12 protein-coding genes are annotated in these 12,942 nt (G+C 48.2%); 11 read left to right on the top strand and 1 reads right to left on the bottom strand.

Features of this window, described 5'->3' with window-relative positions:
* Nucleotides 1–230: 230 nt before the first annotated feature.
* From Q335_RS09165 to Q335_RS0104070, 10 genes are all read left to right on the top strand, one after another.
* Nucleotides 231–1,916, top strand: coding sequence for a DEAD/DEAH box helicase (locus tag Q335_RS09165; RefSeq protein ID WP_084493537.1), 1,686 nt, complete (start codon nt 231–233; stop codon nt 1,914–1,916).
* A gap of 186 nt (nt 1,917–2,102) precedes the next feature.
* A complete protein-coding gene (gene rpe, locus Q335_RS0104110) occupies nt 2,103–2,798 on the top strand; it encodes a ribulose-phosphate 3-epimerase (protein ID WP_028357557.1) in 696 nt (231 codons plus the stop codon).
* Nucleotides 2,799–2,827: 29 nt separating this feature from the next.
* The gene (locus Q335_RS0104105; RefSeq protein ID WP_028357556.1) at nt 2,828–3,520 is read left to right on the top strand and encodes a phosphoglycolate phosphatase; all 693 of its coding nucleotides are present in this window, start codon (nt 2,828–2,830) and stop codon (nt 3,518–3,520) included.
* A 323-nt stretch (nt 3,521–3,843) separates the two neighbouring features.
* On the top strand, nt 3,844–5,373 hold the full coding sequence (locus Q335_RS0104100) for an anthranilate synthase component I family protein (protein ID WP_028357555.1): 1,530 nt from the start codon (nt 3,844–3,846) through the stop codon (nt 5,371–5,373).
* Between the two features lie 10 nt (nt 5,374–5,383).
* Nucleotides 5,384–5,947, top strand: a complete 564-nt coding sequence (locus Q335_RS0104095) for an anthranilate synthase component II (RefSeq protein WP_028357554.1) — start codon at nt 5,384–5,386, stop codon at nt 5,945–5,947.
* 12 nt (nt 5,948–5,959) lie between these two features.
* Nucleotides 5,960–6,985 (top strand): anthranilate phosphoribosyltransferase, encoded by a 1,026-nt coding sequence (trpD, locus tag Q335_RS0104090; protein ID WP_028357553.1) that lies wholly within the window; start codon nt 5,960–5,962, stop codon nt 6,983–6,985.
* 66 nt (nt 6,986–7,051) lie between these two features.
* Nucleotides 7,052–7,852: an indole-3-glycerol phosphate synthase TrpC gene (trpC, locus tag Q335_RS0104085; protein ID WP_028357552.1), complete on the top strand. Its 801-nt coding sequence runs from the start codon at nt 7,052–7,054 to the stop codon at nt 7,850–7,852.
* Nucleotides 7,853–7,854: 2 nt separating this feature from the next.
* Nucleotides 7,855–8,292 carry an HIT family protein gene (locus Q335_RS0104080; RefSeq protein WP_028357551.1) on the top strand — a complete coding sequence of 146 codons (438 nt, stop codon included), beginning with the start codon at nt 7,855–7,857 and terminating at the stop codon, nt 8,290–8,292.
* Between the two features lie 236 nt (nt 8,293–8,528).
* A complete protein-coding gene (locus Q335_RS0104075) occupies nt 8,529–10,637 on the top strand; it encodes a carbon starvation CstA family protein (RefSeq protein WP_084493536.1) in 2,109 nt (702 codons plus the stop codon).
* Between the two features lie 75 nt (nt 10,638–10,712).
* Nucleotides 10,713–10,910 carry a YbdD/YjiX family protein gene (locus tag Q335_RS0104070; RefSeq protein ID WP_028357549.1) on the top strand — a complete coding sequence of 66 codons (198 nt, stop codon included), beginning with the start codon at nt 10,713–10,715 and terminating at the stop codon, nt 10,908–10,910.
* 80 nt (nt 10,911–10,990) lie between these two features.
* Here the strand turns inward: Q335_RS0104070 and dprA are convergent, their stop codons facing one another.
* Nucleotides 10,991–12,199 carry a DNA-processing protein DprA gene (dprA, locus tag Q335_RS0104065; protein ID WP_425393513.1) on the bottom strand — a complete coding sequence of 403 codons (1,209 nt, stop codon included), beginning with the start codon at nt 12,197–12,199 and terminating at the stop codon, nt 10,991–10,993.
* A 194-nt stretch (nt 12,200–12,393) separates the two neighbouring features.
* Between dprA and def the strand changes: the two genes are divergently transcribed.
* Nucleotides 12,394–12,912: a peptide deformylase gene (def, locus tag Q335_RS0104060; RefSeq protein ID WP_028357547.1), complete on the top strand. Its 519-nt coding sequence runs from the start codon at nt 12,394–12,396 to the stop codon at nt 12,910–12,912.
* Nucleotides 12,913–12,942 lie beyond the last annotated feature (30 nt).

Raw genomic sequence — 12,942 nt, 5'->3', positions numbered from 1 at the left:
TGAGCAACAAACTCTCATATCGCACCTACCCCCAAACCCGATAGATTCTATCGTTGCTTGATTCGGTCGGCTCGATATACCGATCAACCAACTAGGGACTAACCCGCTTGCGAAAACCCGTATTTTGTGCCTTGCGATCAATCGATAGCACTCTACGAGGTAGCCAGTCTTTTTAGGTCCCAAGTATGCGCCTTGTCCAAAGGCTTGGCGCCTTCATGAATAGGATACTTATGTCTTTCGAATCATTGGGTTTGCACCCGACAGTCTTATCTGCTCTTCAAAAAGCTGGCTTTAAAGAGCCAACCTCGGTACAAAGTGCCGCCATTCCGGTCGCCCTTGAAGGTCATGACTTAATCGTCACTGCACAAACGGGAAGTGGCAAAACTGCGGCTTTCATGCTGCCCACATTACATCGCTTCGCACAACAAAAAGAGCCTCATCATCGCCATGCGCAAATGTTGATTCTCACACCCACTCGGGAACTGGCCTTGCAAATCGCCGACGCTACAAAAATGCTAGCCGCCGGTCTTAAGGATCTACGCGTGGTCACCGTGGTTGGGGGCATGCCCTATGGCAAACAAATCAACGCCCTGAGTAAGCGCGTCGATATTTTGGTCGCGACGCCAGGTCGTTTATTAGACCACCTGAAAGCAGGCCGCCTAAAACTTAGCGCCATTCAAACCTTGGTGCTAGACGAAGCCGATCGCATGTTGGATATGGGGTTTATTGATGACATTGAAAGCGTCGTCGCTAAAACCCCAAGCAGTCGCCAAACACTGATGTTTTCAGCGACTTTTGAGGATTCCGTGGCGAAGCTTGCCGAAAAAATGTTGCGCCAACCTAAGCGCATTAATATTTCTAACCAAAAACAAAAACACACAAACATCAAACAACGCTTATTTTATGCGGACAATGCCGGCCACAAGTACCGTCTTTTGGACCATATTCTAAGCAATCAACCGGTCTATCAAGCGATTGTGTTTACCAGTACCAAACGAGGTGCAGAAGATCTCACTGACCGTCTCCAAGACGCTGGCTATACTGCCTCAGCGTTGCATGGCGATATGAACCAACGCCAACGCAATCGCACCCTCAAGCTCTTACAAAACGGCCGTTTACAAGTTTTGGTGGCTACCGATGTCGCCGCTCGCGGCATCGATGTCCAAGGGATTACGCATGCCATTAACTATGATTTACCGATGCAAGCTGAGGACTACGTACACCGCATTGGTCGTACCGGTCGCGCAGGTCGCGATGGCACGGCCTATAGTTTTGCGACATTTACAGAAAAACACAAGGTGCGGCGCATTGAAGACTTCACAGGTCAAGCCATTGAAACCTCGGTCATTGAAGGCTTAGAGCCAATCCGCCAAAGTACTAAAGTTAAGCGCACAAAAGGAACGAAGCTCGCCAAAGAAGCTAAAGGCACTAAAAGAACGAAAGGCGCCAAAGACAAATCCAATAAAGCTTCGGTGAGCAAAAAGGACCCATCCCTTAGCACCCAAGCCCCTGCTCATACCCGCCCTAAGGTCAAAGACGGTGCTAAACCTGAGTTCACGGCATCCGCTAGCAAGCGCTCGCAACCTCGTCACCAGGCCAATGCCCAAGAGCCTGCAAGCGCCCGGCAGGCGCAAGCGACTGCTTGGCGCGAGCCTGGCGGCCTTGCCAAGCATAAAGGCCACAGCAGTCCGCAACGTAGCAAATCGAAACCATTTGCCAGCGAGGTCGCCGAAGAATTTATGAGTGCTGGCGAATTTAAACGTCAGCAGCGTCAGTCCGTGCCGTCTCGTCGCGCGGCACCAACAGCTGTCGCGTCAAAAACACCCATTAAACCTAAAAAAGCTAAGCCATCACGCAAACCACAGGATTTGGTGGCCATGGTAACGCGTTCAGTTAAAAAACGTCAGCGCGCGTAAGTCGCTTGTGACTGAGCTCAACGTTGACAGAGCCCTCCTCTACCATTGATCAAGCCCAGCCCCTTTATGGCTGGGCTTTTTTGTAAAATACAGCGCAAAGCTCTTTGCGAAGTATCGCCCCAATTCAAACATAAGACGGATGCAGTTTTTTATAATAGAACTTATTGCTCAAAAAGAAGGTTTTGTATGCGACAACACCCCGCTGTCATCGCGCCTAGTATTTTATCGGCAGATTTCGCGCGTCTTGGTGAAGAAGTGCAAAATGTCATTAAAGCTGGTGCCGATTGGATCCACTTTGATGTCATGGACAATCACTTTGTGCCCAACCTGACCATGGGTCCCATGATTTGTGAAGCGATTCGCCCCTGTACCGAGGCGCCCATCGATGTGCATTTAATGTGTCAACCCGTCGATGCCTTAATCCCCATGTTTGCCAAAGCTGGCGCCAATCTCATTACCTTCCACCCCGAAGCCTCTGCCCATATTGATCGTAGTTTGCAATTAATCCATGACCATGGATGCCAGGCTGGCTTAGTGCTCAATCCCGCGACACCGCTGCAAGTACTCGACTACGTGCTCGACAAAATCGATATGATTTTGCTGATGTCAGTCAATCCAGGCTTTGGTGGACAGTCATTTATTCCTTCTGCCTTACAAAAAATCAAAGACACCCGCGCCCTTATTGATAAATGGGTGCAACAAGGGGGTCAAAAAATTCGCCTCGAAGTCGATGGTGGCGTCAAAATCGATAATATCGCACAAATCCGCGCCGCAGGTGCCGACACTTTTGTGGCGGGTTCTGCCGTCTTTGGTGCTTATGATTATGGCGATGTGATCTCGCAAATGCGCGCCCAAATTTATCAAGTCGACCACGCTAACTAATTAGATTCCTAGGAAGTTCTCCCATCACCATGAGCCAAGTTTCACAGCCCATCACCACTGTTTTATTTGATTTAGATGGTACGCTCGTTGACAGTATTCCTGATCTCAGCGATGCCTGTAATGCCATGCTGCACGACCTGGAGCGGCCAACCCTTGAAGAAGCAAGAATCAGTCAATTTGTAGGTAAAGGCACCGATCTATTGATCAAACGGTGTTTGGCCAATGATAGTAACCCCGAAGAGCCGCCTTCTGAGGTCTTTAAACTTGCCAAAGCGCTCTTTGAAAAGCACTACCACAAAACCAATGGTCAACGTAGCCAATTATTTCCCCATATTGTTGAAGGCTTACAAGCCCTCAAACAACAAGGTTATCTTTTGGCGGTGGTCACCAATAAACCCATGCAATTTACTGAGCAACTGTTACAACACAAGCAGCTTAAACAATTTTTTGAGCTGATCGTTGCTGGTGACAGCTGTGAACGCAAGAAACCGCATCCGGATCCAATTCTTTTTGCCTGTAAACAATTGCAGGTACGGCCTTCAGAAGCCGTTTTTGTGGGCGATTCCAACAATGACGCCCAGGCAGCGGCGGCCGCGGCTATGCCCTGCTTGATTTTGCCCTACGGTTATACCGAGGGTGAAGACGTGCAAACTTTTAAAGTTAGTGCTATAGTAAACAATATCTTAGAAGTCATAGACTGGCTTGGGCAGCACTCATCTTAATCCATAGACTACATGTGCGATGACATGGGCCTTAGCCGTAGTTTATTACTAGTTTAATCGGTTAACTTTTTTATGCGTTGTTGCAGTATATAGTCGTTTTATGATGCTGATTGCCCCTTCATACCTTACTCACACTTACGCTTATTCCTATTGGCGTACTTGGTCTATGGGTGCTGGGGGGAGCTCTGCAAGTCACACAGTATAAAAACGTCTTAGTTTTATATTCGCACAGCAAAGTCAATTCAACCCGGCAACCTTCTTGGTGTCCGGGTTTTTTTGTAGCAGGCTCGGTCACCTAGAACATAACAATTCAGAGATAACTTATGACGACAGAAATAGAATTTAATGCCTTAGCCGCTCAGGGCTACAACCGCATTCCCATGATCAAAGAAACCTATGCGGATTTAGACACCACGCTAGGAATTTACCTAAAGTTAGCGCACAGCGACAAAAGCGGTGGCAAAATGAGCTGTTTACTGGAATCCGTGGTGGGCGGTGAGCGTTCAGGGCGGTACTCGTTTATTGGCTTGCCCGCTCACACTTACATTAGAACTCGAGATGGCGTCACCGAAGTCGTTAAACACGGTGAAGTCATCGAAAGTGATGAAGGCGATCCATTAGAATTTATTCGTCTATATCGGGCGCGCCTCAAGGTAGCCAATCGCCCAGGTATGCCGCGTTTTACAGGTGGTTTAATCGGTTATTTTGGCTACGATACGATTCGCTATATTGAACCCAAACTCGGTCCACAAACCAAGCCGTTCCCACATGGTATGGGAGAAGACGGTGTCCCTGATATTCTCTTAATGCATACGGATGAATGCGTGATTGTAGATAATGTCATCGGTCGCACCTACTTATTAGTCTATGCTGATCCAAGTGAGCCTGAAGCCTATACCAAGGCCCAAAAACGCTTACTTGAGTTGCGTACAAAGCTGCGCTCACCCGTTGAAATTCCTTATAGCCTCCCTAGTCTTGTGACTCAAGAATCCAGAGACTTTGCCAAAGAAGACTACAAAGCGGCCGTCCGTAAAGCGCTTGACCATATTCATGCTGGTGACCTCATGCAAGTCGAGGTCGGTCAAGTGGTCTCTAAACCGTTTGCCGATTCACCGTTATCTTTGTATCGCTCTTTGCGTTCATTGAACCCTTCGCCTTATATGTACTTTTATAATTTTGGGGATTTTCATATGGTGGGGTCTTCACCAGAAATTCTCGTCAAAGACGAGCCGGTGACCGCTGCTGATGGAAGCACGCAACATATGGTCACCATGCGCCCACTGGCGGGCACGCGCAAACGCGGTGATTCGCCCGCTCGTGACCAAGAATTACGTGAAGAATTACAAAACGATCCTAAAGAGCGGGCTGAGCATCTCATGTTAATTGATCTTTGTCGCAATGATATTGGTCGTATCTCAAAAACAGGCTCAGTTAAGGTCACAGAAACCATGGCGGTGGAGAAATACTCTCATGTGATGCACATGGTCTCAAATGTTACGGGGATTCTTAAGGAGGACATGGATGCCATCGACATCCTCCGTGCGACCTTTCCTGCGGGTACACTCAGCGGCACCCCAAAAGTCAAATCCATGGAAATTATCGATGAGCTCGAACCGGTGCGTCGCGGAGCATACGGCGGTGCGGCGGGTTACCTCAGTTATAACGGCTCCATGGATTTAGCCATCGTCATTCGCACAGCCATCATCAAAAACGGTATGCTATATGCCCAAGCCGCGGCGGGTATTGTGGCCGATTCCGACCCCGAAGCCGAATGGCAAGAAACCGAAGCCAAAGTACGCGCTGTGCTACGCGCCGCCGAACAAGTACAGTATGGTTTAGACCAACCTATCTAGAGGACCGTCCATGTTATTGATGCTCGATAATTACGATTCATTCACCTATAATTTGGTGCAATATTTTGCGGAGCTAGGCCAAGACGTTACCGTCTTACGAAATGATCAAACCACAGTTACCGAAATCGAGGCCCTTAATCCGGAGCGCATTTGTGTCTCGCCGGGCCCTTGTGATCCTGCACAAGCTGGCATTTCGATCGAATTAATCCAACACTTTGCTGGCAAAAAACCTATCCTAGGTGTTTGTTTAGGCCATCAGGCCATTGGCGAAGCCTTTGGCGGCAAAACCATTCGTTCCAAGCAAATCATGCATGGTAAAACTTCATTGGTGAGCCACAAGGGGACTGATGTGTTTAAAAACATCCCTTCACCGTTCACAGTCGTGCGCTACCATTCCTTATCCACGGATAGAGCGTCTTTACCCGATTGCCTCAAAATCACGGCGCAAACTGATGATGGCGAGATTATGGGTATTGCTCACAAAAAATTTCCGATTTATGGTGTGCAGTTTCATCCAGAGTCGATTTTGAGTGAATATGGTCATCGCCTTTTACAAAATTTCTTAGAGCTATAACAAGGATTCGCCATGGCTATTAGTTACCAAGAAGCCCTTACGCGCTGTATTGAACACCGCGAAATTTTTGAAGATGAAATGTTGGATTTGTTCCGTGACCTAATGGCGGGACGTATTCCAGATCCACTTGCCGCGGCGATTTTGATCGGCCTGCGGGTCAAAAAAGAAACCATTGACGAAATTAAAGCCGCGGCCCTAGTGATGCGCGAATGCGCCCTCAGGGTCGAAATAGATCACCCCGAAGATGCCTTGGATATGTGTGGCACCGGTGGTGATGGCGCGAATACCTTTAATATCACCACCGCTTGCATGTTTTTAACGGCCGCTGCGGGTGTGCCCGTGGCCAAACACGGCAATCGCAGCGCTTCTAGTCCTGCGGGCAATGCCGATGCCCTCGAAGCTCTGGGCGCCAAGGTCGAGATCCCTCCCGAAAAAGTGGCTGAATGCTTGCGAGAAACGGGGATTGGCTTTATGTTTGCGCCGTATCATCACAAAAGCATGAAAAACATCGCCCACATCCGCAAAGCACTAGGCGTACGCACGATTTTTAATATCTTAGGTCCACTGACCAATCCCGCTAATGCCGCGAATCAAATTATGGGCGTTTTTCATCCAGACTTAGTGGGTATTCAACCGCGGGTCTTGCGAGAATTAGGCTCTCGACACGTAATGATTATTCATGGCATGGATGGTATGGATGAGGCCTCTTTAGGTGCCGATACCATGGTCGGCGAATTAATCGATGGTGAAATCAAAGAGTACCGTATCCACCCCGAAGACTTTGGTTTTCAAATGCACTCTAATCGCAGCTTCAAGGTCTCCACTCGCGAGGAGTCAGTCAGCATTATTCGCGATATTCTGGACAATCATGACAGTCCTGCCAAAGATATCGTACTGCTCAATAGTGGTATTGCGATTTATGCAGGCAATAAAGCGGCCTCGATTGAAGAAGGCATAGAGGTTGCGCGCTCGGTATTGCAAAACGGCGCCGCCAAACGCAAACTTAAGGAATTCGTGGACTTTACCCAGAATTTATAACGCTAAATTCAGCCACAGTCGCTTCTTGAGGACGCGTGCTGTGGGTTCTGCTTAAAGGTGAGTTGTATGGAAGATATTCTAAAAAAAATTGTGAGACATAAACGTGAAGAAATCACAGCACTCAAGAATTACCGCAGTGCCGCGACCGTACTAGGCGAAGCGCAAGCACGTCAAGATGTGCGTGGTTTTGCGAATGCCCTCAAAAAGGCCATTGATGAAAAGCGTCCTGCTGTGATCGCCGAGATCAAAAAAGCCTCGCCTTCTAAGGGCGTGATTCGCGAGCACTTTGAACCTGCTGAAATTGCGCGCAGTTATGCCGCCAATCATGCCACTTGTCTCTCGGTTTTGACCGATAAAGAATTCTTCCAAGGTTCACCCGAATACTTGCGACAAGCCCGTGCCGCTTGCCAACTACCGGTATTATGCAAGGATTTTATTATCGATAGTTATCAAGTTATTAATGCCCGCGCCATGGGCGCCGATTGTATTTTATTGATTGTGGCGGCGTTGAGTGATCAGGAATTGCACGATTTTGAGCAACAAGCCGAGGCTTTAGATCTCGACGTCTTAGTGGAGGTGCATGACCAGAACGAGTTGGAACGCGCACTCAAACTCAATACCCCTTTAGTGGGCATTAATAATCGCAATTTACGCAGCTTCAAAACAGACCTGCAAACCACGTTTGATCTGCTGCCAAGCGTACCTAAAGATCGTTATATTATTACCGAGAGCGGCATCAATACCCCTGCGGATATAGCGCTTATGAAGCAGCATGACGTGTATGGTTTTTTAATTGGTGAAGCGTTTATGCGCCAAGCCAATCCTGGTGAAGCTCTCGCTCAATTAATCAATAAGCAAAAAGGATAAGCATGACTCAAGATTGTACTTTATGTGAAGAAGCCCCAGAAGGCTTGATCTGGGAAAATGCCCAAGTACAGGTGCTCAATGCACTGGACCAAGACTACCCTGCGTACACGCGCGTGGTCTGGAAAGCTCACCAAAAAGAGATGACAGATTTAAGCCCCGAAGAGCAACAGCAGTTAATGCAGGTAGTCTTTACGGTGGAGCGTGTACAACGCGATATCTTTAAGCCGCTCAAAGTCAATTTGGCGGAATTAGGTAATTATGTACCACACTTACACTGGCACATCATTCCACGCTTTGAAAATGACCGTCATTATCCCAATCCGATCTGGGCGATGCCCCAAGAAAACAACCCCATCAAAACCATGGAGTTAATTAACCAGCACAACGATTTACTTGAAGATTACGAACGGGCGCTTCGGGCGGCGCTCGATGCACTCTAAAGGGCTTAGTCGAGCCATTTCATAATCATCTTCATCGTTAAGACATGCCTCTACCTCACCGGGTCAGAGGCATTGTTATTAGGTAAAAAACGCGTCTGCCCTTGCTCACTTAACTCACTTTGGTGACCTGTGGTAACTACTTAAGTGTTACCCCTAATCTGTAATAATTGCTTACTCTTTTTACTAAAAATAAACTAAACTAGTTGCTTGATTGACTATACACAGGGAGACTCACTGTGACCAAAGCAAATAAATTGCCTCCTTTTATCAGCCACCTCTTGTGGTTTATCGTCGCCATTTTGGGCGCTTTTGCCCTGGGCTATATCGCTCTACAACGTGGCGAAACCATTAATGCCGTATGGATCCTGATTGCGGCCATCTGTGTTTATTTAATTGGCTATCGTTATTACAGCCTTTATATTGCTCGTAATGCCTTGCAGCTCGATAGCACGCGCATGACGCCCGCTTGGCGGCACAATGATGGCCTAGACTATGTTCCAACCAACAAATCGGTATTATTCGGCCACCACTTTGCGGCGATTGCGGGTGCAGGGCCTTTGGTAGGACCTGTATTAGCGGCGCAAATGGGCTATTTACCTGGCATGATTTGGCTTTTAGCAGGTTGTATTTTTGCTGGTGCTGTACAGGACTTTGTCGTCTTATTTATTTCCAGTCGCCGCGACGGTCGTTCCCTTGGCGAGCTCGTTAAAGACGAACTCGGTACGATCCCTGGTATTGTCGCCCTCGTCGCTTGTTATATGATCATGGTGATTTTATTGGCGGTGCTCGCGATGGTCGTAGTCACCGCTTTAACTCACAGTCCATGGGGTACCTTTACCGTCATCTACACCGTACCTTTAGCGATTTTTATGGGGATTTATTTACGTTATATCCGTCCCGGTCGCGTGCTTGAGGTTTCCATTATTGGTGTGGTTTTACTCATTCTCGGCATCCAATTCGGTGGTTATGTGGCCGCTCACGAGAGCTGGAGCAAATGGTTTAACTATGATGGCGTCAGCCTAACTTGGGGCTTGATTGTCTATGGTTTTGTGGCAGCGGTATTGCCTGTATGGTTGCTGTTGGCACCGCGCGACTACCTTTCTACCTTCCTTAAATTGGGCGCCATCATCACCCTAGCCATTGGTATTTTTATTGTGGCTCCAGAAATGAAAATGCCTGCACTCACCCAATTTACTGACGGTACGGGCCCGGTCTGGAAAGGTGATTTATTCCCCTTCTTGTTCATCACGATTGCTTGTGGTGCAGTGTCTGGCTTCCATGCGCTGATTTCTTCTGGTACCACCCCCAAAATGCTCAACAATGAAGCTGACGCCCGTGCTATTGGTTATGGTGGCATGATCATGGAATCTTTTGTCGCGATTATGGCCTTGGTTGCAGCATCTATTATTGATCCGGGTGTGTATTTTGTGATGAATAGCCCGCTTAATTTCCTCAACCCAGAGAATCTTCCGGACGTGGCTCAAGCCGCTGCTCATACCGTTTCGAATATCGGCTTTACGATCACGCCTGAGCTTATTCATCAGGTGGCCAGTGATGTGGGCGAAAACACTATCATCTCGCGCGCTGGCGGAGCGCCTACACTGGCCGTGGGTATGGCCCATATTTTGCATGCGGCCTTCTCTTCCTTTAGCTCCATGCCATTTTGGTATCACTTTGCGATTCTTTTTGAAGCCTTATTTATCCTCACCGCTGTCGATGCCGGTACGCGTTCAGCCCGCTTTATGTTGCAAGACTTCCTCGGTTTATTCCACAAAGGTCTCAGTCGCACGGATTCGCTTCCAGCCAACTTACTCGCGACTTTCTTAGTTGTGCTCTCTTGGGGCTACTTCTTATACCAAGGGGTGGTCGATCCATTAGGTGGTATCAATACCTTGTGGCCTCTGTTTGGGATCACTAACCAAATGTTGGCTGCCATCGCCCTTATGCTTTGCACGGTTGTACTTTTCAAAAGCAAACGTCAACGTTATGCTTGGGTCACGATTGTGCCGAGTATCGCCTTGATTATTTTCACGATGTCAGCGGCTTGGATTAAAGTCGTGGATGACAAAATCGGTTTCTTTGGGGTGGCCAACAACCTCAAGGCTAAGTTTATTGATGTGCCTTTTGTGCCTCAAGGTGCTTTCCATAGCGTTGAACAAGCTAAACAAGCGATTTTGGGTAATCAAATCAATGGTGTGCTCACTATCATCTTTATGTTGACGATTGTGATTATTGCTTTCTACACCATCAAAGCCGCCTTGGCCTCACTCAAAAAAGCGGAACCACATTCTGCGGAATTGCCTTATGAACCGCTACCCGAGTCGGCTTCTCAAGTAGTACACTAATAAGGCGCGGGGCTTTGTTTACCAAGCAAAGCCCCTATCTAGCTGGTACTTATGCTAAACCAACGGAAACAAATCATGTTCAAAAAACTCAGCAGCGCCGGCTCCTATCTAGGGCAAACCTGCCGTTTAATGATTGGTGTACCGGACTATCAAAACTATGTTGCGCACGTCAAACGCACCCACCCTGAGCAAGAGCCCATGAGTTACGAAGAGTTCTTCAAGGATAGACAAAATGCTCGCTATGGTGGTAAGGGCGGATTTAAGTGTTGCTAAGCGCATCGCTTAGCACGCTTTTGCTTGTCTAAGCCATAGCATAGAAACCACCGACACTAACATCTTAGTGTCGGTTTTTTTTAGGTAGGGATTTGCTGCCAGGTGCCATCAGCAAAGCGTTGTATTCTTTCTGCTAACTCAAGCTCCAGTAAATACATATTCAAGTCCTTGATCGACCAATTGAGCTCGCGCGCCAGTGAGTCAACTGACCAGACGGTAAAATCCATACGCTGGAGTAGATCGAGCGCTCTGGGCGATACCTCGAGGGCTTGACGACTCGCACTGGTCGTCGGTAGCGATTTGCTAGGCCGCGGTGACTTTGAGGATGAGCGTTTTGTCGTGGACTTAAGAACTTGAGAAGGCTGAACTGCAGCAGCTGGATTAGGCATAGGCAAGTGCAGTTCCTCAAAAATATCAGCGGCTGTTTCGACCAACTTGGCGCCATTTTTAATGAGCTGATGACAGCCTCGCGCCAGCGGCGAATGGATCGAATCAGGAATGGCAAAAACCTCTCGCCCCAGTTCTGAGGCCATGCCGGCCGTAATCAAGGAGCCGCTTTTGTGGGCCGCTTGTACCACCAAGGTGCCGAGCGCTAAGGCCGCAACAATGCGATTACGCCGCGGAAATTGATGCGCCGCTGCGCCCGTATCTAGCGGCAACTCAGAGAGTAATAAACCTTGTGCTTTGATTTGGCGCGCCAATTGTAAATTCGAGCTCGGATAGATACGATTAATGCCCGTCCCCATCACTGCAATCGTACAGGTCTTATTGACGGTACTGGCTAAGGCACCTTGATGGGCGGCGGTATCTATCCCTTGCGCTAAACCACTGACCACACAGACACCATTAGAGGCTAAATACTGAGCAAAGTTACGGGCATTGGCCAATCCGCTCAGGCTGGCGTTACGGGTACCCACAATCGCTAATGAGGCTTGCTTGAGACTCTCAATTTGACCATCTGCATACAAGAGAATGGGCGGATCATGGCTTTGTAAAAGCGAGGGCGGATAGAGATCATCAGCCAATGTCAGCAGATAATGCTCAGGTTCCTCTAGCCAGGCCAAGGTCTTTGCAATCTGTGCCTCGATTTCAGGCTCAATCTCAGCATGCAAACGCTCGGCAATGGCTGGCGGCAGATGGCGAGCAAGCGCCTGGAGTGGGGCCTCAAACACTTGTTGCGGCAAGCCAAAAGTCGATAACAATTGCCGCGCCCGTACGGGGCCAACCCCAGGCTCTAGCGATAGGCGTAACCAACTGTGTAGTTCTTGAGAGTTCATAGACGATGGCAAAGGCATAAGCAAAAATTGATTGTACGACTTGCCCACAAAAAGCGTTGCACAAGCGGCTGTTTTTATCACTCCATCATCGCCTGTCACAGGGATTGCAAACGAGAGGCATAGAGGATTAAGGCGTAGTCATAAGTGGTTATAATAAGAAGATCACAGTTATTTCAGCAAATTTATACAATTTTATCGTTTACATTATGGCTTTATTACCCATTCTTAAATATCCACACCCAAACCTGCACGTCAAGGCTGACCCCGTCTCTGAAGTCACCCCAGAGATTGCACAAACAGCCAGTGATATGCTGGCAACTATGTACGAATCAAAAGGCATTGGCCTAGCGGCCACTCAGGTGGATATCCAACAGCGCTTATTTGTCATGGATATCTCCGAAGAAGGCAATGAGCCGCAGGTGTTTATCAATCCACAAATCACTTGGTTCAGTGAAGAACTCCAAGAATACGAGGAAGGCTGTTTATCCATCCCTGGCATTTACGATAAGGTGACACGTCCAGCCGCCATCAAAGGCCACGCCACAAACGAAAAAGGGGAACGCTTCGAGTTTGACTACGAAGGCCTCAAAGCGGTTTGTGTGCAGCATGAGATTGATCACCTAGACGGTGTCTTGTTTATTGATCATCTCTCTAAACTCAAACAAAACCGCATCAAAACCAAAATCAAAAAGGCCCAAAAAGAAGCCGCCAAAAACGCTGACTAAAACGGCTTTAAGCTTTAGTTCATCGGATCT

It is taken from the genome of Brackiella oedipodis DSM 13743, from assembly GCF_000621025.1.
GTDB lineage: Bacteria > Pseudomonadota > Gammaproteobacteria > Burkholderiales > Burkholderiaceae_B > Oligella > Oligella oedipodis.
This window is presented reverse-complemented; position numbering and strand designations above follow the sequence as displayed.